Genomic DNA, 18608 nt, shown 5'->3' with positions numbered 1-18608 from the left:
CCCGGGGGCCGTCGTACGGCGCTCAGGCCGTACGGGTCTCGGTGCGGGTCTTGACGGGCAGGATCGCATGGACGCGGAAGCCGCCGCCGTAGCGGGGTCCGGTGGTGAGGGTGCCGCCGAGGGCGGCGACCCGCTCGCGCATGCCGAGCAGCCCGTGCCCGCCGCCGGTGCCGGGTGCGCTCGGCCCGCCCGGGCCGTCGTCCACCACGGTCACCTCGATGTCCGGTCCCACGCGGACGACGCTGACCTCGGCCCTGGCACCGGTCCCGGCGTGCTTCTGCACATTGGTCAGGGCCTCCTGGACGATGCGGTACGCGGCCAGCTCGACGGCGGCGGGCAGATCGGCGTCCGGTCCGGCGCGGGCCACCTCCACCGGGAGCCCGGCGCTGCGGAAGGTGCCCGCGAGCTCCTCCAGCCGACCGAGCCCGGGCGCGGGCTCGGTGGGTGCCTCGGGGTCGCCGGACTGCCGGAGCAGGCCGACGGTCGCGCGCAACTCGTCGAGGGCGCTGCGGCTGGCCTCGCGGACGTGGGCGAGGGCCTCCTTGGCCTGGTCCGGCCGCTTGTCCATGACGTGCGCGGCGACCCCTGCCTGCACGTTCACCAGGGCGATGTGATGGGCGACGACGTCGTGCAGATCGCGGGCGATGCGCAGCCGCTCCTCGGCGACCCGGCGCCGGGCCTCCTCCTCACGGGTCCGCTCGGCCCGTTCGGCCCGCTCGCGGATGGCCTGCACGACCGCGCGCCGGCTGCGCACGGCGTCCCCGGCGGTGGCGCCGATTCCGGTCCAGGCGAGCACGCCCAGGTTCTCCTGCGCGTACCAGGGCAGGGGGCCGCCGAGCATCGCGGCGGCCGTCAGCACGGTCATGGTGAGCAGGCCGACGCGCAGGGTGGTGGTCCGGTCGGTGGTCGAGGCGACGGTGTAGAGGGCGACGACGGCGGCCATCGTGACCGGGGCGCGCGGGTCACCGGTGACGCACTCGACGACGGCGAGCGTGCCGGTGACGGCGAGCACCGGCATGGGGGTGCGGCGCCGGAAGACGAGCGCGCCCGCGGCGAGCAGCATGAGGAGGAGGCTCAGGGCGGCCGGGGTGCGGGCGCCCCAGGCGACCCCGTCGGTCCCGCGCGGCGTCACGAACGATCCCGCGATCATGCACACCAGCACGCCCGCGGCGAGGCCCGCGTCCAGGGCCCACGGGTGCGCCCTGACGCTGCAACGGGCGCGTTCGAGAGTGCTCACAGGAGGAACAGTACGGGGGCTTCGCGCCACCCTGTCCTCGTGCCGGGCGGGGTGGTCACGCACCACCCGGTTCACCCGGAGGTCAGCCCGGGATCAGCCCCTCGTCGCCGAGCATCTCCCGGACCTCCTCCAGCGAGGCGTCCGGCGACGGAAGGATCAGTTCCGAGGGCTCCAGCGCATCGTCCGCAAGCGGAGCGCCGAGGCGGCGGACGGCGTCGAGGAGGGCGCCGAGGACACGGCGGAAGCCTTCCTCGTCGCCGCTCTCCATCTCGTCCAGCAGCTCGTCGTCCAGCTTGTTCAGCTCAGGGAAGTGGGAGTCGGCCAGTTGCCACTGGCCCTCCCCCATGATCCGCACGATCACGTCGGCCTCCTCGGCTCGGGCCCCGGTGCCGGACTACTGCTTGTCGAAACGCGGGGTGTCCTGCGGCTGCTGCTGGGGCTGCCCCTGCGCGGTACCGCCCTCGATGGCCTGCTGCGGGGAACCCCCGGCCAGTTCGGCCTTCATCCGCTGGAGCTCCAGCTCCACATCCGTACCACCGGAGAGCCGGTCCAGCTCGGCGGCGATGTCGTCCTTGGCCGTGCCGGTCGGGTCGTCGAGGGCGCCGGAGGCGAGGAGTTCGTCGATGGCGCCGGCGCGGGCCTGGAGCTGCTGCGTCTTGTCCTCGGCGCGCTGGATGGCCAGGCCGACGTCGCCCATCTCCTCGGAGATGCCGGTGAAGGCCTCGCCGATGCGGGTCTGGGCCTGGGCGGCGGTGTAGGTGGCCTTGATGGTCTCCTTCTTCGTGCGGAAGGCGTCCACCTTGGCCTGGAGGCGCTGAGCCGCGAGGGTGAGCTTCTCCTCCTCGCCCTGGAGGGTCGCGTGCTGCGTCTCCAGGTCGGTGACCTGCTGCTGGAGCGCGGCGCGGCGGGACAGCGCCTCGCGGGCCAGGTCCTCGCGGCCGAGCGCGAGCGCCTTGCGGCCCTGGTCCTCCAGCTTGGAGGACTGCTGCTGCAACTGGTTGAGCTGGAGTTCCAGACGCTTGCGGCTGGTCGCCACGTCGGCGACGCCCCGGCGCACCTTCTGGAGCAGCTCCAGCTGCTTCTGGTACGAGTAATCGAGGGTCTCGCGCGGGTCCTCGGCCCGGTCAAGGGCCTTGTTCGCCTTCGCGCGGAAGATCATCCCCATACGCTTCATGACACCGCTCATGGGCTTCGCGCGCCCCCTTCTGACGGACTCCAGCTCACAGATCCTGCGACAGGACCCACAGTACGGGCCCTGACTCCATTACCGCACTGTTCGGGGAGTGATGCGCTCATCCCCAAGGACGACTGCGGACCGTACCGCTCCGGCGTGAGGAGTAGGTGACCCCCTGTCGTGACGTCCCCTCTGTCCCCTAACGACGACTGGCGTTGCCGGATCGTTCCCCACTGGGCTGGGGTCCATGCCGGTGCAGCGCTTACCCTTGGTCTTTGTGTTCCGTAGCCGTGCCAAGGAAGAGAAGGCCCACGCCGACAAGGCGCAGGTGACCGACTCCAAGCAGCCCCGTGACCCGCAGGCCAAGAAGGGCAGGCCCACGCCCAAGCGCAGTGAGGCCCAGTCCCAGCGCCGCAGCGTCGCCCATACCCCGACGACCCGCAAGGACGCCGCCAAGCGCCAGCGCGAGGAGCGGCGCCAGGCGCTGGAGCGCCAGCGCCAGGCCCTGGCCACCGGCGACGAGCGGTATCTGCCGGCCCGGGACAAGGGCCCGGTGCGCCGCTTCGCCCGGGACTGGGTGGACTCCCGGTTCAACGTGGCGGAGTTCTTCCTGCCGCTGGCCGTGGTCATCCTCGTGCTGAGCGTGGTGAGGGTGGGCGCGATCCAGAGCATCGCGCTGCTGCTGTGGCTGATCGTGATCGTGCTCATCGTGCTGGACGGGGCGATCAGCGGCTTCCGGCTGAAGAAGCGCCTCAAGGAGAAGTTCTCCGGGCAGAACACCCGGGGCGCCGTCGCCTACGCCCTGATGCGCTCCCTCCAGATGCGCCGGCTCCGGCTGCCCAAGCCGCAGGTCAAGCGCGGAGAGCGGCCCTGAGCGCAGACGCCTTCACCGGGGATGCGGCGGGTGCCTGGCTGCGCAGGCTGGGCGGGCTGCGTGATGTCGTCCGGCAGGAGCTGGTGGCCCGGCAGCTGGACGAGCAGATAGCCGGGCGGTTCCCGGTCGGACAGCGGCTGCGGGTGCTCGACGTGGGGATGGGCCAGGGCACGCAGGCGCTGCGGCTGGCCCGGCTCGGTCACCAGGTCACCGGCGTCGAGCAGGACGCGGCGATGATCGACGCCGCCCGTGCGGCGCTGGCCGCGCAGCCCGAGGGCATCCGCGAGCGGGTCCGGCTGGTGCAGGGCGACGGGCGGGACACGGGTGTGCACTTCCTGCCGGGCAGCTTCGACGTGGTGCTGTGCCACGGCGTGCTGATGTACGTCGAGGAGCCCGACCCGCTGGTGGCGGGCCTGGCCCGGATGCTGGCCCCCGGCGGCCTGCTCTCCCTGCTGGTGCGCAACGGCGACGCGCTCGCCATGCGCCCGGGCCTGTGCGGTGACTGGGCGGGCGCCCTGGCCGCGTACGACACGACGGCGTACCACAACCGTCTGGGCCTGGACGTCCGGGCCGACCGGCTGGCCACGCTGACCGCGACGCTCGCCGGCCTCGCGGCCCCGCTGCACGCCTGGTACGGCGTGCGGGTCTTCACGGACACGGCCGCCGACGACGCCCCGATCCCGGACGACCTGGACACACTCCTGGCAGCCGAGGAACGGGCCGGCCGCACCGACCCCTACCGCGGCGTGGCGGCACTGCTGCACCTGTGCGGCGTACGCGGCTGAACCAGCCGCCCCCACCCCTTCCCACGACCACGGCCCGGACCTCCGGCCACACGACCCCGACGCACGCCCGGTACGGCGTGCGGGTCTTCACGGACACGGCCGCCGACGACGCCCCGATCCGGCGGAGCCGGGCACCCGCGCCCGTTCGGAGGAACAGCGCGGGCCGGGTGACCGGCGGCCGGTGAGACTCGGGGCATGGACGCTACCCGTACCCGTGCCCTCGGCCGGGCCGTGGCCGCTGCCGCGCTGGTGTGCTGCGCGGCCCTCGTCGCCGGCTGCTCCCCCGCCTCCGCCCCGGCGGCCCAGGACTCCCCGACGACGGCACGGGCGGACGTCCCGATGGCCGCGAGCGATCTCCAGGGCCAGTACCAGAAGGTGATCAAGGAGGTCCTGCCGTCGGTCGTGCAGATCCAGGCGCGCGACGAGCTCGGCTCCGGGGTGGTGTACGACGACCGGGGACACATCGTCACCAACGCGCACGTGGTCGGGCAGGACAAGACCTTCAGGGTGACCACGGCCAACAGCGAGGAGCCGCTCACCGCGAGCCTCGTGTACTCGTATCCCGTGCAGGACCTGGCCGTGATCAAGCTGGACAAGGTGCCGGACGGGCTGCGGGCGGCGACGTTCGGCGACTCCGAGAAGGTGGACGTCGGCCAGATCGTGCTGGCCATGGGCTCGCCGCTCGGCCTGTCGTCCAGCGTGACACAGGGCATCGTCTCGGCGGTCGGACGGACCGTCAGCGAGACCCGCTCGCGCGGCGGTACGGGCGCGACGCTCGCCAACCTGGTGCAGACCTCGGCCGCCATCAACCCCGGCAACAGCGGCGGCGCCCTGGTCAACCTGAACGGGGAGGTCATCGGCATCCCGACGCTCGCCGCCGCCGACCCCGCCCTCGGGGGCAGCGCGGCGCCCGGCATCGGGTTCGCCATCCCGGCGTCGATGGTGAGGACGATCGCCGGCCAGATCGTGAAGGAAGGCAGGGTCGTCGACTCGGGGCGGGCCGCGCTCGGCGTCATCGGGCGGACGGTCGTGGACGCGAGCTACCGGCCGGCCGGGGTGGCGGTGGTCAGCGTCAAGCCCGGCAGCGCGGCCGCCGGGGCGGGCCTGCGGCAGGGCGACATCATCACCAGGCTGGGCAACCAGCCCATCAGCACCATCACTTCCCTCGCCGAGGCGCTGGCGGCGGACAGGCCGGGCCAGAAGACGTCGGTGACGTACGAGCGGGGCGGCGCCGCGAAGACGGTGCACGTGACGCTCGGCGAGCAGTGAGGGACCGGCGAAGGGGAGGCCGGGGGTACGGCCGTACGGCCGTACCCCCGCCGCCCTCAGCTCTCGGCGGCGGCGCGCAGGCTCATCGGAGCCGGGTAGATCTCGGTGCCGTCCTCGAACAGCCGCACCTGCTCGGTGCCGCCGTCCAGCAGCGCCCGCCACTGCTCGCCGATCCAGGACTCGGCATCCCCCTGCGTGGTGAACTCCTCGGGCTCCACGGCGGGCTCGACCTCCGTCCCGTCGGCCTTCTCGAACCGCCACGTCCATGCCGTCATGCAGGGCCTCCTTCGATCCAACACGTGCTGGCAGACTAGCCGGAAGCGCGAGACCTGATCAGACGGGCGAAAATCGATTCCGTGGAAGTGACTCTGCTCGGTACCGGCGCCCCGGCCGGACTGCCCCGCCCCGACTGCCCCTGTGCCGCCTGCGCGAGTGCGCTCGGACCGGACGCCCGGGCGGCGACCGCCGTGCTGGTGGACGGGGCGCTGCTGCTCGACCTCACGCCGGGCGTGGCGTTCGCGGCGGCGCGGGCCGGGCATTCGCTCGGCGGGCTGCGGCAGGTGCTGCTGTCGCATCCGCACGACGGCCCGGCGGTGGAGGTGCCGGCCGGGCTGCCGCAGCCCGGCCGGGTCCCGGACGGGCGGGAGTTGGCGCTGCTGACGGGGCATCGGGTGCGGGCGGTCGCGATGGACGCGGGCGGCACCGGGTACGCGGTGACGGGACCGGACGGGCAGCGGCTGCTGTACCTGCCGCCGGGCGGCGCCCCGGCCGGTCTGGAGGGGCCGAGGGCGGAGTCGTACCACCTGGTCCTCGCGGACGTGGCGGGCCGGCCCGACGCGCTGGCCCGGCTGCGGGCGGTGGGTTCGGCCGGCCCGACGACGGACGTGGTCGCCGTCCACCTGGACCACGACGTGCCGCCCGGCCCGGAGACGCGGCGGCGGCTGGCGGCGGCCGGGGCGCGGGCGGTGCCGGACGGTACGACGCTGACCGTCGGGGTGTACGAGGACGTGCCGGACGTGCCGCGCCGCACCCTGGTGCTGGGCGGGGCGCGCTCGGGCAAGTCCGTGGAGGCCGAGCGGCGCCTGGAGTCCTTCCCGGACGTGCTGTACGTGGCGACCGGCGGTGTGCGCGGCGGGGACACCGAGTGGGCGGCCCGGGTGGCCCTGCACCGGGACCGGCGGCCGGGCTCGTGGCGTACGACGGAGACGACCGACCTCGTGCCGCTGCTGGGCCGGGACGGCCCGCCGCTGCTGATCGACTGCCTGTCGCTGTGGCTGACGGACGCGATGGACGCCGTGGGGGCGTGGGACGACGCGGAGTGGGCGGGCGGCGGCGAGAAGCTGCTGCGGGAGCGGGTGCGCGAACTGACGGACGCGGTGCGCGCGACGCGCCGGACGGTGGTGGCGGTCTCGAACGAGGTGGGCTCGGGCATCGTCCCGGCCACCGCCTCCGGGCGGCGCTACCGGGACGAACTCGGGCGGCTGAACGCGGCGTTCGCGGCCGAGTGCGAACAGGTGCTGCTGGTGGTGGCGGGTCAGGCGCTGGTGCTGCGGGGCTGATCGCGGCGGGCTCCCGCGCCGGGCGCCCGGTCGAGGCGGGCGAGGACGCGGTACGCGTTCGAGAAGCGGGTGCGGCGCAGCAGCGGCGCCAGGATGTGGTCCAGGGCCGAGGCCGCGGCGACGGCGGGGCCGAAGGCCCGCCGGAGGAACGAGGGCGCCTGGGCCAGGGACAGGGACAGCGCCGCCGACAGGTCGTAGGGGATGTGGGGTGCCCGGCGGTCCGTCGTGAGGATCGTGCAGCCCTGGGCCTCCAGCTCCGCGCACAGGTTGGCCAGCGGCAGCAGGTGGAGATGGCGGGGCTGGCCGTACGGGAGCCACCGGCGGCCCAGCAGCCTCCCGAACAGGCTGCGCGGGTCCGGGAGTTCGATCAGCAGGAGGCCGCCGGGGCGCAGCGCCGCCAGGGCCGCGCGGAGTTCGGCGCGCGGGTCGGGGCTGTGCTCCAGGTGGTGGAACACGCTGACCACGTCGTAGCGCGAGCGCAGCCGGGGCAGGACCCAGGGGTTCGTGAGATCGCCGATGTGCGCCTCCTCGACGCGGCCCGCCCGGCGGGCCTGTTCGACGCGCGGGGTCGGGTCCAGGCCGTCGAAGGACGTGTACGGGAGGACCTCCCTGGCCGTCTCGGGGAAGCGGGCGTGCCCCGTGCCCACGTCCAGCCAGCTCTCCGGCTCGGCCAGCGCCAGCACGGCATGGGCCGCGGCCAGGTGCCGGCGGCGGACGGCGCCCGGGGACAGGATCCGGTCGGCGAAGTCGCCCAGGTGGCTGGCGTAGAAGGCCAGGTGGCGCAGGGCGAGGCCCTCCGCCGTGAGCCGGGGGTTCTGGAAGGCGTGCCCGCAGTCGCGGCACTGCTGCACGGCGCAGGTGCCCGGGCCGCGGCGGCGCGGCGGCGTGGCCCGCGCCCGGGTGCGCAGCCGCCTGCCGCCGCACCAGGGGCAGTCCGCGCGGCGCGGCTCGTGGTGCGGGTCGGCGGGCGACCCGGTGTGCGGGGTGGGGGGCGAGGTCGGCATGGGCGGCTCCCTGTGCGACATTCCGCTGCAAAACGGAACGTATGGGATACCGATCTTGGGTGCAAAGACGTCATGCGGGTGTGGTGGCGACGTGGCGCGGAAGGAGCCGTTCGCTGGCGGTACTGTTCGGCGAATGAGCAGGCTTAATCTGGACGACTTCACCGATCTGATCGAGCGCCCTGACGGGGGTGTTCGCCGTGACGCCGAGGCCCGGCGGGAGCGCCAGATCGTGCCCCCCGGGGCACTGGGGCGCCTCGACGAGCTGGGCGAGTGGCTGGCCGCCGCACAGAGCGCCGCACCGGTACGGCCGGTAGAGCGGCCACGGGTGATCCTCTTCGCCGGTGACCACGGGGTCGCCGAGCTGGGCGTCTCGGCGCGGCCGGCGGGCGGCGCCGGGCAGCTGGTGCGGGCGGTGCTGGAGGGCGCGAGCCCGGTGTCCGTGCTCGCACGGCGCCAGGAGGTCCCCGTACGGGTCGTGGACATGGCTCTGGACTGCGACCCGGACGCCTTCCCCGAGGACGTCGTACGGCACCGGGTGCGGCGCGGCAGCGGCCGTATCGACATCGAGGACGCGCTCACCGCGGACGAGGCCGAGGCGGCCCTGCGGGCGGGCATGGCGATCGCCGACGAGGAGGCCGACTCGGGTACGGACCTGGTCGTGCTCGGCGACATCAGCGTGGGCGGTACCACCCCGGCGGCGGTCCTGATCGCGGCGCTGTGCGGGACCGACGCGTCGGTGGTGACCGGACGCGGCGGGCTCGCGATCGACGACCTGGCGTGGATGCGCAAGTGCGCGGCGATCCGGGACGCGCTGCGGCGGGCCCGGCCGGTGCTCGGGGACCAGTTGCAGCTGCTGGCGGCCGTGGGCGGCGCGGACCTGGCCGCGATGACCGGGTTCCTGCTCCAGTGCGCCGTACGGAAGCTGCCGGTGATCCTGGACGGCGTGGTGGCCGCGGCCTGTGCGCTGGTCGGGCAGCGGATCGCCTTCCGGGCGCCGGACTGGTGGCTGGCCGGGCACGACAGCGGGGAGCCGGGGCAGGCGAAGGCGCTGGACCGGATGGCGCTGGAGCCGCTGCTGCAGCAGGGCGTCAGGGTCGGCGAGGGCACGGGTGCGCTGCTCGCGCTGCCCCTGGTCCGCTCCGCGGCGGCGCTGGCGGCGGAGCTGCCCGAGAAGCCGGAGGAACTTTCCGGGAATTCCGCGAAGGAACCCGGGGAAGCAGAGGTGGCGGGGACAGCGGGGGAACCGGCGGAAGAGGAGTAGAGCGGCAGCGCCCGGGGTCAGCGGGACGAGGGGGGCGCCCCGGCGGAAAAGTGTGGTTCGCCAGGGCGGCCCCCATATGATCCTGCCCCATGGGAGATGCCCGAATTGCCGTACCACCGCAAGCCGAACCGGGGCGCCCGGGTGAGCAGGGGCGGCGGTCCACCGGGGCTTCCCGACGGGCCGCCGCCTTCGCCGTCTGGTACCTGCGGACCGTCGCCTTCATCAACTTCCTCAGCGCGGTCTGGGTCTCGCTCGGGCAGGACGTGCGCCGGCACAACCAGGACGACTACTTCACGCCATACCTGCTGACGGCCGGCTTCGCCTCGGGCGTCTTCACCGCGTTCCTCGCGATCACCATGCGCCGTCGCAAACGGGCGGCGTGGATCCTCAACCTGGTGATGAGCGGGGCGTTCCTGGCGCTGTTCGCGTTCGCCATGGTGTTCCCGGAGATCCGGCGGTACACGCAGAACTGGATCTCGCTCGGCCTCACGGCCGTCTTCGTCGGCGCGCTGCTGGCCGGCCGCCGGGAGTTCTACGCCAAGGGCGACCGCTCCAACCCCCGGCTCGCCGCGACGGTCGCCACCGGCGGCGGGCTCGCCGCCTCCCTGCTCGCCGGGCTGCTGATCACCCTCACCAACGAGGCGCCGGACGCGGCCCGTTCGACCTTCCTGGAGCGCTGGCACTACGGGGCCCTGCGCCTGGTGTCGGTGGCCGCCGACGAGTCCCGCTTCCCCGGCATCGACCCGCCGAACTGGGCCAACGTCGCGATCAACGTGCTCAGCACGGCCCTCGTCCTCGCCGTCTTCTACGCCGCCTTCCGCTCCCGGCGCGCCGTCGACCCGCTGACCGAGGACGACGAGAAACGGCTGCGGGCCCTGCTGGACCGGCACGGCGAGCGGGACTCGCTGGGCTACTTCGCGCTGCGCCGGGAGAAGAGCGTGGTGTGGTCGCCGACCGGGAAGGCGGCCGTCGCCTACCGGGTCGTCGGCGGGGTCTCGCTCGCCTCGGGGGACCCGATCGGGGACCCCGAGGCCTGGCCGGGGGCGATCGATCCGTGGCTGGCCGAGGCGCGGGCGCACGGCTGGATCCCGGCGGTGATGGGCGCGAGCGAGGAGGCGGGCACGATCTACGCCCGGCACGGCCTGGACGCGCTCGAACTCGGCGACGAGGCGCTCGTGGAGGTGGCCGAGTTCACCCTGGAGGGACGGGCCATGCGCACCGTGCGCCAGGCGCACAACCGGGTGAAGCGGGCCGGGTACACGGTGCGCATCCGGCGCCACGCGGACATCCCGGCGGACGAGATGACGCAGCTGGTGGAGCGGGCGGACGACTGGCGCGACGGGGCGACCGAGCGCGGGTTCAGCATGGCGCTGGGGCGGCTCGGGGACCCCGAGGACGGACAGTGCGTGATGCTGGAGTGCGCCGACGCCGAGGGCAGGCTGCGCGCGCTGCTGTCCTTCGTGCCGTGGGGCCCGCACGGACTGTCCCTGGACCTGATGCGCCGGGACCGCGACTCCGACAACGGGCTGATGGAGTTCATGGTCATCGAACTGCTGCGCCGGGCGTGCGAGATCAGGATCACGCAGGTCTCACTGAACTTCGCCATGTTCCGTTCGGTCTTCGAACGTGGCGCGCGCCTCGGTGCCGGTCCGGTGCTGCGGCTGTGGCGGTCGCTGCTCAGCTTCTTCTCCCGCTGGTGGCAGATCGAGTCGCTGTACCGCGCCAACGCCAAGTACCGGCCCATCTGGGAGCCGCGGTTCCTGCTCTTCGAGAAGAGCGCGGACCTGCTGCGCATCGGACTCGCCTCGGCCCGCGCGGAGGGTTTCCTGGAGGCGCCGGGACTGCCGAAGTGGCTGCACCGCAGGCATCTCGACACGCACCGATGACCGTACGGGGATCACGGGGACGACGGGGATGAGGAACACCTGATGAGCACGCTCGCCCGCTGGGCCCGTGAGGAGTGGGGGCTGCTGTGCGTCACCCTGCGCGACGCCCTGCTGAAGCGGCGCCTGCGGGCGATCCCGATGACACTCTCGGCAGTGGGCCTGACGGCTCTGCTCCAGTGGGTGCAGAACCAGCAGTGGGGCTATCAGTTCGTGCAGAACATGGGCGCCGTACGGGCCGAGGACCCCCTGTGGCTGGCCCTGCTGCGCACCCCTCTCTCCCTCTTCGTGCCGGCGCTGGACCTGCCCGTGTGGGGTGCGCTCGCGCAGATCCTGCTGGTGTTCGGGATCGCCGAGGTGTGCATCGGCTGGTGGCGGACGCTGACCATCGCGTACGTCGCCACGCTCGCCGGGACCCTGTACGCGCGCGTGGGCATCTCCCTCGGCACGCACGCCCCGTTCGGGCTGCCCTGGACGGACGCACAGGTGGTGGACACCGGCCCGTCGGCGGCCGTGGTGGGACTCGCCGTGTACGTGGCCTGGCGGTACGGCGCGTACGCCACGGCGGGCGCGGTGACCGTCGCCATGGTGGCCGAGGTGCTCGTCAAGGAGAACCTGGCGGGCAAGGAGCACCTGGCCGCACTGATGGCCGTCGGGACACTGTGCCTGGCGGTGGCGGTCCGCCACCGGTTCGGCCACGAACTGCGACAACGCCTGCGCCACGCGCCCGGCAACCGCACCGGACGCGGATCGGGCTTGCCCCCGGTCAAGCACTGAAACCCCCGGGGACCGCCCCACGCCGCACCGTCACCCGCGACCACCGGGCAGCGCGCCGGCCCTGGATCCGGCTTGCCACCGGTCAAGCACTGAAACCCCCGGGGACCGCCCCACGCCGCACCGTCACCCGCGACCACCGGGCAGCGCGCCGGCCCTGGATCCGGCTTGCCGCCGGTCAAGCCCTCCCCCCGGGGACCGCCCCCGCCGCGCCGCCACGGCAGACGTACCGCAGCCGCCCGCGGCACCGTCAACCACGGCCGCCCGGTGACCGCGCCGGGCGTGGATCGGGTTTGCCGCCGATCAAGTCCTGGAACGCCCGCCGGGGACCGGCCCAGCGGCGGTCGTGGTGGTAGGCGCGCAGGGTCGCGCGGGCGCGGGTGCGGGGGCGGCGGCCGTAGAAGCGGCGGGCCCAGGGGGAGCCGGGCCGGGCCAGCCGGACGGCGCCCACGAGCGCGACCAGCGGCACGATCACGCCGAAGACCGCGGTGCGGGCCTTGCCCTTGCTCAGCGCGATGAGCGAGAGGAGGAAGTTCCCGGTGATGCTGGCGGCGACCGTGCCCCGGCTCTGGAGTTCCTGCTGGGACAGGTCGTTGACGCCGAACGGGGAGAACCCGGCGAGCAGCAGCCCGACGAGCGCCGCGGTGAGGACGACGGCCTCGACGCTCTTGCGGCCCTCCTCGCTCCAGTAGACGTCGTCCAGGTGCAGGATCAGCGCGAACTCGTCCAGGACCAGCCCGGCACCCATGCCGAACAGCACCGCGGAGCCCGCCCCCGCGACGCCGTGCCGGTCGCTGGCGACGGCGCCGAAGCCGCCGACGACGGTGAGGACGACCCCGGGCACGACGTGGTGGATGTGCAGCCCGCCCGCCCTGACGTTGCCGAACGGGCCCTTGCCGGCCCGGATCAGGCGGGTGATCACCCGGGTGACCAGGAAGGTCAGCACGAACGCCGCGAGGGCGAGCAGCAGCGGGAGTTTGCCCGGTTCGAGGATGTTCCGCTCCCACCAGTGCCCCATGTGCGCACATTACCCGCATAAGTGCCGTCTTCTTCAGCTCTGCCCGGTCCGAGCTTCAGCCGGGGGTCGGGGAGGCCCGACGGCCGCCGGATACCCTGCGCCGATGCCCACGACCTCGTCACCCTCGCCTCTCGACGGCCTCCGTTTCGCCTTCGGCACCCTCACCGCGCTGCCCGTCCGGGTGCACCGCTGGGACCGCGGGGCCGCGCGCGGCGGCATGCTGGCCGCACCGGCGGCCGGGCTGGTGGTCGGCGCGGCGGCGGCCGGCCTCGGCCTGCTGCTGCTCGCCCTCGGCGCCGGCCCGCTGCTCGCCGCCGTCGGCTCCGTCGCCGTACCGGCGGCGCTGACCCGCGGCCTGCACCTCGACGGCCTCGCGGACACGGCGGACGGGCTGGGCAGCGGCAAGCCCGCGGAGGACGCCCTGCGGATCATGAAGCAGTCGGACATCGGCCCCTTCGGCGTCCTCACCCTGGTCCTGACCCTGCTGGCCCAGGTCGCCGTGCTGGCCCAGCTCTACGGCGACTCCTGGGGCCGGGGCGCGGCGGCCGCCCTGACCTGCGCGGTGGCCGCCCGCCTCGCCCTCACCCTGGCCTCCCGCACCGGCGTACCGTCGGCCCGCCCGGAGGGGCTCGGCGCGGCGGTCGCCGAAGTCGTGCCGACGCGCGGCGCGCTGGTGGCCGCGGCGCTGTGCACGCTCGCGGCGGCGGCCGGGGGCGTGCCGTTCGGGGCGTACGGCACCGTCCGCGCGGCGGCCGCCGTGCTGCTGTCCCTGGCCGCGGCCGAGCTGCTGCTGCGGCGCTGCGTACGGCGGTTCGGCGGGGTCACGGGGGACGTCTTCGGGGCGCTGGAGGAGACGGCGGCCACGGCGGCGCTGGTGGTACTGGCCTTCGGCCACTGAGCGCTAAGCTCTCCGCCCGTACACGGACAAGTGAGCACGATCGGGGGATCTCCGTGCTGAAACTGCGCCGCGGGACGGCCTGGTTCATAGATTTCGCACTCGTGACGGGCGCGGCCGTGCTGCTGGCCGTCCTCACCTTCCACCGCATCACCGCCCTCGTCACCGACGTCCCGTCCCTGGCCACGAAGGGCGGCCTCGACCTCGTCACCTCGCGCGGCGACGTCGTCGGCGCCTCCGAACACCTCGGGCTGTCCCTGTGGGACTCGGTGGTGCTGGACGTGGAGGAGGCCTTCGGGGCACTCGTTCTCGTCACGTTCCTGTACCAGTGGGCCTGTCTGCGACTGCTCGGCCGCACCCTCGGCAAGGGCCTGCTCGGCCTGCGGGTCACCCCGCGGCGGTCCCGGCACACCCTGCGCCGCGCGGCCGTCACCACCGCGGCCGACGTCGCGGTGTTCGCGCTGGCCTGCGTGCTGCTGATCGAGGGCCACTTCCTTCTGTCGCTGCTGCTCTGGGCGGCCGCGATGGTGTTGTTCCTGGTCAACGCGCTGCCGGTGCTCTTCCCCGGCCGCCGCTCGCTGGCCGACCGGCTGGCCGGCACCTCCGTCGAGGGCGCCTTGCGGCGGGCCGGTTCCGGTGCGCCGGGCGGCGTGCCCAAGGGGTGGTGAGTGGCCGTGACATCACAGTCCGGTGAATACCCGGGGGAATGAGTGGACGCCCGCACGCGCGTAGTCTCGTTGCGGGTGTCCGCCGACACGGTGAAGGCCCCGGTCGCCACCTGTCCCCAGGCCTGGACCTAGGGTCGGCTCCCGGGCCCGGTCGACCCACCCCGCATCGGCCACAGCAACTTCACATCGGAAGCGAGAATTCACCACCGTGACTGCTCTGACTCTCAGCACCTCCGCGGCGCCCGGCCTCCGGGCCGACGCGATCGTGATCGGTGTCGCCAAGGGAACCAAGGGCCCCGTCGTGGCGCCGGGCGCCGAGGCCGTGGACATGGCGTACGGCGGCAAGCTGGCCGGCGTCCTGGAGACCCTCGGCGCCTCGGGTGCCGAGGGCGAGCTGACCAAGCTGCCCGCTCCGGCGGACTTCAAGGCCCCGCTCGTGGTGGCGGTGGGCCTGGGCGCCGAGTCCGACGCCAAGGGCGAGGCGGACGGCTTTGACGCCGACGCGCTGCGCAAGGCGGCCGGCGTGGCCGCCCGCGCGCTCGCCGGTGCCAAGAAGGCCGCGTTCGCGCTGCCCGTCGACGGGCCGGGCGCCGTCGGCGCGATCGCCGAGGGCGTGCTGCTCGGCGCGTACGCCTTCGACGCCTACAAGGAGGCCGCGAACGGCTCCGCCAAGGGCAAGAACAGCAAGGCGCCGCTCGCCGAGGCCGCGCTGCTCGGCGGCAAGCCGCGCGACGCCGCCCACAAGAGTGCCCTCGCCCGCGCCGTCGCGGTCTCCGAGGAGCTGAACCGCGCCCGCGACCTGATCAACACCCCGCCGAACGACCTGACGCCGGCCATCTTCGCGGACCTCGCGCAGACCGCGGCCAAGGAGCACGGCCTCAAGGTGCAGGTGCTCGACGACAAGGCCCTGGTCAAGGGCGGCTACGGCGGCATCCTCGGCGTCGGCGGCGGCTCGGCCGCGACCCCGCGCCTGGTGAAGCTGTCGTACAAGCACCCGAAGGCGGACAAGCACCTGGCCTTCGTCGGCAAGGGCATCACCTACGACTCGGGCGGCATCTCGCTGAAGCCGGCCGGCCACAACGAGACCATGAAGTGCGACATGAGCGGTGCCGCCGCCGTGTTCGCCGCGGTCGTCGCCGCCGCCCGCCTCGGCCTGGAGGTCAACGTCACCGGCTGGCTCGCGCTGGCCGAGAACATGCCCTCCGGCTCCGCGGTGCGCCCGGGTGACGTGCTGCGCATGTACAGCGGCAAGACGGTGGAGGTGCTCAACACCGACGCCGAGGGCCGGCTGGTGCTGGCCGACGCGCTGTGGGCGGCCTCGCTGGAGAAGCCGGACGCGATCGTGGACGTCGCGACCCTCACCGGCGCGATGATGCTGGCCCTGGGCAGCCGCACCTTCGGTGTCATGGCCAACGACGACGCGTTCCGCTCCGCGCTGCACGAGGCGGCCGAGGAGGTCGGCGAGCCGGCCTGGCCGATGCCGCTGCCGGAGCACCTGCGCAAGGGCATGGAGTCCCAGGTCGCCGACATCGCGAACATGGGCGAGCGGATGGGCGGCGGACTGGTCGCCGGTCTGTTCCTGCGCGAGTTCGTGGGCGAGGGCATCACCTGGGCGCACCTCGACATCGCCGGCCCGGCGTTCAACGAGGGCGGGGCGTTCGGGTACACGCCGAAGGGCGGTACCGGTTCGGCGGTGCGCACGCTGGTCCGGCTGGCCGAGCAGACCGCCTCCGGCGACCTGGGCTGACGTTCGTCCGTGAGCTCGGGGCTCACTGCCGTATCGCCGTTCCGCCGCGTGGGGGCCGGTCGCGCCCACGCGGCGGAGCCGCACATCGAATACGGCCCCGCGCCCCTTCGGGCGCTCTAGTGGGACGTCTCACACCCCGGCCCGGCGTCTCGTACGCCTCGAACAAGTGCAAAGATGGAGCCCGGCAGGACAGGGCCCCCACCGAAGGGCCGAAGCATCAAGCGGCCGGACACCAGCCGCCCGCCGGTCACTGGAGATCGGCGCAAGGCGCACATGCATGGAGGACGTGACGTGGCGAACGACGCCAGCACCGTTTTCGACCTAGTGATCCTCGGCGGTGGTAGCGGTGGTTACGCCGCGGCCCTGCGCGGGGCGCAGCTGGGCCTGGACGTCGCCCTGATCGAGAAGGACAAGGTCGGCGGCACCTGCCTGCACCGGGGTTGCATCCCCACCAAGGCCCTGCTCCACGCGGGCGAGATCGCCGACCAGGCCCGCGAGAGCGAGCAGTTCGGCGTCAAGGCCACCTTCGAGGGCATCGACGTCCCGGCCGTCCACAAGTACAAGGACGGCGTCATCGCCGGCCTGTACAAGGGCCTGCAGGGTCTGATCGCGTCCCGCAAGGTGACCTACATCGAGGGTGAGGGCCGGCTGTCCTCGCCCACCTCCGTCGACGTGAACGGCCGGCGCGTCCAGGGCCGCCACGTCCTGCTGGCGACCGGCTCCGTGCCGAAGTCGCTGCCGGGCCTGGAGATCGACGGCAACCGGATCATCTCCTCCGACCACGCCCTCGTCCTGGACCGCGTGCCGCAGTCCGCGATCATCCTGGGCGGCGGTGTCATCGGCGTCGAGTTCGCCTCGGCGTGGAAGTCCTTCGGCTCGGACGTCACGGTCATCGAGGGCCTGAAGCACCTCGTCCCGGTCGAGGACGAGAACTCCTCGAAGCTTCTTGAGCGCGCGTTCCGCAAGCGCGGCATCAAGTTCAACCTCGGCACCTTCTTCCAGAAGGCCGAGTACACGCAGAACGGCGTGAAGGTCACCCTCGCCGACGGCAAGGAGTTCGAGGCCGAGGTCCTCCTCGTCGCCGTCGGCCGTGGCCCGGTCTCCCAGGGCCTGGGCTACGAGGAGCAGGGCGTCGCCATGGACCGCGGCTACGTCCTGGTCGACGAGTACATGCGGACGAACGTCCCGACCATCTCCGCCGTCGGTGACCTGGTCCCGACGCTCCAGCTCGCGCACGTCGGCTTCGCCGAGGGCATCCTGGTGGCAGAGCGTCTGGCCGGTCTGAAGGTCGTTCCGATCGACTACGACGGTGTCCCGCGGGTGACGTACTGCCACCCGGAGGTCGCCTCCGTCGGTATCACCGAGGCCAAGGCCAAGGAGATCTACGGCGCGGACAAGGTCGTCGCTCTGAAGTACAACCTGGCGGGCAACGGCAAGAGCAAGATCCTGAACACCGCGGGCGAGATCAAGCTCGTCCAGGTGAAGGACGGTGCCGTGGTCGGCGTCCACATGGTCGGCGACCGCATGGGCGAGCAGGTCGGCGAGGCCCAGCTGATCTACAACTGGGAGGCGCTGCCGGCCGAGGTCGCCCAGCTCATCCACGCCCACCCGACGCAGAACGAGGCGATGGGCGAGGCGCACCTGGCGCTGGCCGGCAAGCCGCTGCACTCCCACGACTGAGCCTTCGGTCAACGGGCGCGACGACACAGACTTCCGCAATTTCGTAAGGAGCAACCGAAACCATGGCGGTTTCCGTAACCCTTCCGGCGCTCGGTGAGAGCGTCACCGAGGGCACTGTCACCCGCTGGCTGAAGGCCGAGGGCGAGCGCGTCGAGGCCGACGAGCCGCTGCTTGAGGTGTCGACCGACAAGGTCGACACCGAGATCCCCTCGCCCGTCTCCGGTGTGCTGTCCTCCATCAAGGTCGCCGAGGACGAGACGGTCGAGGTCGGCGCCGAGCTGGCCATCATCGACGACGGCACGGGCGCGCCCGCGGCCGCCCCGGCCCCGGCCGCCGCCGAGGCTCCGGCCCCGGTCGCCGAGCCCGCCCCGGCCCCGGTCGCCGAGGCCCCCGCGGCTCCGGCCCCCGCCGCCGCTGCCCCGGCCGCCCCGGCCGGCGGCGCGACCGGCACGGACGTGGTCCTCCCGGCGCTCGGTGAGTCCGTCACCGAGGGCACCGTCACCCGCTGGCTGAAGCAGGTCGGCGAGGATGTCGCGGAGGACGAGCCTCTGCTGGAGGTCTCCACCGACAAGGTCGACACGGAGATCCCGGCGCCGGTCGCCGGTGTCCTGCTGGAGATCGTGGTCGGCGAGGACGAGACCGCCGAGGTCGGCGCCAAGCTCGCCGTCATCGGCGCCCCGGGTGCCGCCCCGGCCGCCGCTCCGGCTCCGGCCGCCCCGGCCCCCGCCGCCGCTGCCCCGGCCGCTCCGGCCCCGGCTCCGGCCGCCCCCGCGGCTCCGG

18 protein-coding genes are annotated in these 18608 nt (G+C 73.6%); 12 read left to right on the top strand and 6 right to left on the bottom strand.

The window, feature by feature from the left end; genetic code table 11:
• Positions 1-22: 22 nt before the first annotated feature.
• From ACFC8N_RS37590 to ACFC8N_RS37580, 3 genes are all read right to left on the bottom strand, one after another.
• Positions 23-1237 (bottom strand): histidine kinase, encoded by a 1215-nt coding sequence (locus ACFC8N_RS37590; protein WP_362820557.1) that lies wholly within the window; start codon positions 1235-1237, stop codon positions 23-25.
• Positions 1238-1319: 82 nt separating this feature from the next.
• Positions 1320-1598, bottom strand: coding sequence for a hypothetical protein (locus ACFC8N_RS37585; RefSeq protein ID WP_356020849.1), 279 nt, complete (start codon positions 1596-1598; stop codon positions 1320-1322).
• A gap of 33 nt (positions 1599-1631) precedes the next feature.
• Positions 1632-2423 carry a PspA/IM30 family protein gene (locus ACFC8N_RS37580; protein WP_362820555.1) on the bottom strand — a complete coding sequence of 264 codons (792 nt, stop codon included), beginning with the start codon at positions 2421-2423 and terminating at the stop codon, positions 1632-1634.
• 235 nt (positions 2424-2658) lie between these two features.
• Here ACFC8N_RS37580 and ACFC8N_RS37575 point away from each other — a divergent pair, with 235 nt between their 5' ends.
• The 3 genes from ACFC8N_RS37575 (at position 2659) to ACFC8N_RS37565 (ending at position 5339) form a co-directional block, all read left to right on the top strand.
• Positions 2659-3285 (top strand): DUF3043 domain-containing protein, encoded by a 627-nt coding sequence (locus ACFC8N_RS37575; protein WP_356020845.1) that lies wholly within the window; start codon positions 2659-2661, stop codon positions 3283-3285.
• 83 nt (positions 3286-3368) lie between these two features.
• Positions 3369-4070 carry a methyltransferase domain-containing protein gene (locus ACFC8N_RS37570; RefSeq protein ID WP_356020843.1) on the top strand — a complete coding sequence of 234 codons (702 nt, stop codon included), beginning with the start codon at positions 3369-3371 and terminating at the stop codon, positions 4068-4070.
• 195 nt (positions 4071-4265) lie between these two features.
• Positions 4266-5339, top strand: coding sequence for a trypsin-like peptidase domain-containing protein (locus ACFC8N_RS37565; protein ID WP_356020842.1), 1074 nt, complete (start codon positions 4266-4268; stop codon positions 5337-5339).
• A gap of 56 nt (positions 5340-5395) precedes the next feature.
• Here the strand turns inward: ACFC8N_RS37565 and ACFC8N_RS37560 are convergent, their stop codons facing one another.
• Complete coding sequence (locus tag ACFC8N_RS37560) at positions 5396-5614, bottom strand: hypothetical protein (protein WP_356020840.1); 219 nt, start codon at positions 5612-5614, stop codon at positions 5396-5398.
• An 81-nt stretch (positions 5615-5695) separates the two neighbouring features.
• Between ACFC8N_RS37560 and ACFC8N_RS37555 the strand changes: the two genes are divergently transcribed.
• Positions 5696-6898, top strand: a complete 1203-nt coding sequence (locus ACFC8N_RS37555) for a bifunctional adenosylcobinamide kinase/adenosylcobinamide-phosphate guanylyltransferase (protein WP_356020837.1) — start codon at positions 5696-5698, stop codon at positions 6896-6898.
• Here the strand turns inward: ACFC8N_RS37555 and ACFC8N_RS37550 are convergent.
• Positions 6874-7902 carry a class I SAM-dependent methyltransferase gene (locus ACFC8N_RS37550; protein WP_356020835.1) on the bottom strand — a complete coding sequence of 343 codons (1029 nt, stop codon included), beginning with the start codon at positions 7900-7902 and terminating at the stop codon, positions 6874-6876. The genes ACFC8N_RS37555 and ACFC8N_RS37550 overlap by 25 nt on opposite strands.
• A gap of 133 nt (positions 7903-8035) precedes the next feature.
• On the opposite strand from ACFC8N_RS37550, the gene cobT reads away from it, so the two are divergent.
• The 3 genes from cobT (at position 8036) to ACFC8N_RS37535 (ending at position 11823) form a co-directional block, all read left to right on the top strand.
• Complete coding sequence (cobT, locus tag ACFC8N_RS37545; protein ID WP_356020833.1) at positions 8036-9163, top strand: nicotinate-nucleotide--dimethylbenzimidazole phosphoribosyltransferase; 1128 nt, start codon at positions 8036-8038, stop codon at positions 9161-9163.
• A gap of 89 nt (positions 9164-9252) precedes the next feature.
• A complete protein-coding gene (locus tag ACFC8N_RS37540; RefSeq protein ID WP_376293526.1) occupies positions 9253-11049 on the top strand; it encodes a phosphatidylglycerol lysyltransferase domain-containing protein in 1797 nt (598 codons plus the stop codon).
• 42 nt (positions 11050-11091) lie between these two features.
• Positions 11092-11823: a hypothetical protein gene (locus tag ACFC8N_RS37535; RefSeq protein ID WP_356020828.1), complete on the top strand. Its 732-nt coding sequence runs from the start codon at positions 11092-11094 to the stop codon at positions 11821-11823.
• A 247-nt stretch (positions 11824-12070) separates the two neighbouring features.
• Here the strand turns inward: ACFC8N_RS37535 and ACFC8N_RS37530 are convergent, their stop codons facing one another.
• A complete protein-coding gene (locus tag ACFC8N_RS37530; protein WP_356020826.1) occupies positions 12071-12838 on the bottom strand; it encodes a hypothetical protein in 768 nt (255 codons plus the stop codon).
• 103 nt (positions 12839-12941) lie between these two features.
• Here ACFC8N_RS37530 and ACFC8N_RS37525 point away from each other — a divergent pair, with 103 nt between their 5' ends.
• The 5 genes from ACFC8N_RS37525 to ACFC8N_RS37505 form a co-directional block, all read left to right on the top strand.
• Positions 12942-13736, top strand: a complete 795-nt coding sequence (locus ACFC8N_RS37525) for an adenosylcobinamide-GDP ribazoletransferase (protein ID WP_376293523.1) — start codon at positions 12942-12944, stop codon at positions 13734-13736.
• 53 nt (positions 13737-13789) lie between these two features.
• Positions 13790-14401: an RDD family protein gene (locus ACFC8N_RS37520; RefSeq protein WP_362820550.1), complete on the top strand. Its 612-nt coding sequence runs from the start codon at positions 13790-13792 to the stop codon at positions 14399-14401.
• A 208-nt stretch (positions 14402-14609) separates the two neighbouring features.
• Positions 14610-16148, top strand: coding sequence for a leucyl aminopeptidase (locus ACFC8N_RS37515; RefSeq protein WP_376293520.1), 1539 nt, complete (start codon positions 14610-14612; stop codon positions 16146-16148).
• Positions 16149-16439: 291 nt separating this feature from the next.
• On the top strand, positions 16440-17828 hold the full coding sequence (gene lpdA, locus ACFC8N_RS37510) for a dihydrolipoyl dehydrogenase (protein WP_356020817.1): 1389 nt from the start codon (positions 16440-16442) through the stop codon (positions 17826-17828).
• A gap of 62 nt (positions 17829-17890) precedes the next feature.
• A partial coding sequence (locus ACFC8N_RS37505) for a biotin/lipoyl-containing protein (protein WP_376293517.1) occupies positions 17891-18608 on the top strand: 718 nt, incomplete at its 3' end.

Origin of the sequence: Streptomyces sp. NPDC055966, assembly GCF_042269865.1 — a bacterium.
GTDB lineage: Bacteria > Actinomycetota > Actinomycetes > Streptomycetales > Streptomycetaceae > Streptomyces.
The sequence above is the reverse complement of the archived record's forward strand: the minus strand, read 5'-3'. Positions and strand labels throughout refer to the sequence as shown.

Excerpts from the sequence above, each read along its gene's own strand:
- ACFC8N_RS37580 (WP_362820555.1), bottom strand. The coding sequence starts at position 2,423 with ATGAGCGGTGTCATGAAGCGTATGGGGATGATCTTCCGCGCGAAGGCG.
- ACFC8N_RS37575 (WP_356020845.1), top strand. The coding sequence starts at position 2,659 with ATGCCGGTGCAGCGCTTACCCTTGGTCTTTGTGTTCCGTAGCCGTGCC.
- ACFC8N_RS37565 (WP_356020842.1), top strand. The coding sequence starts at position 4,266 with ATGGACGCTACCCGTACCCGTGCCCTCGGCCGGGCCGTGGCCGCTGCC.
- ACFC8N_RS37560 (WP_356020840.1), bottom strand. The coding sequence starts at position 5,614 with ATGACGGCATGGACGTGGCGGTTCGAGAAGGCCGACGGGACGGAGGTC.
- ACFC8N_RS37550 (WP_356020835.1), bottom strand. The coding sequence starts at position 7,902 with ATGCCGACCTCGCCCCCCACCCCGCACACCGGGTCGCCCGCCGACCCG.
- cobT (WP_356020833.1), top strand. The coding sequence starts at position 8,036 with ATGAGCAGGCTTAATCTGGACGACTTCACCGATCTGATCGAGCGCCCT.
- ACFC8N_RS37540 (WP_376293526.1), top strand. The coding sequence starts at position 9,253 with ATGGGAGATGCCCGAATTGCCGTACCACCGCAAGCCGAACCGGGGCGC.
- ACFC8N_RS37535 (WP_356020828.1), top strand. The coding sequence starts at position 11,092 with ATGAGCACGCTCGCCCGCTGGGCCCGTGAGGAGTGGGGGCTGCTGTGC.
- ACFC8N_RS37530 (WP_356020826.1), bottom strand. The coding sequence starts at position 12,838 with ATGGGGCACTGGTGGGAGCGGAACATCCTCGAACCGGGCAAACTCCCG.
- ACFC8N_RS37525 (WP_376293523.1), top strand. The coding sequence starts at position 12,942 with ATGCCCACGACCTCGTCACCCTCGCCTCTCGACGGCCTCCGTTTCGCC.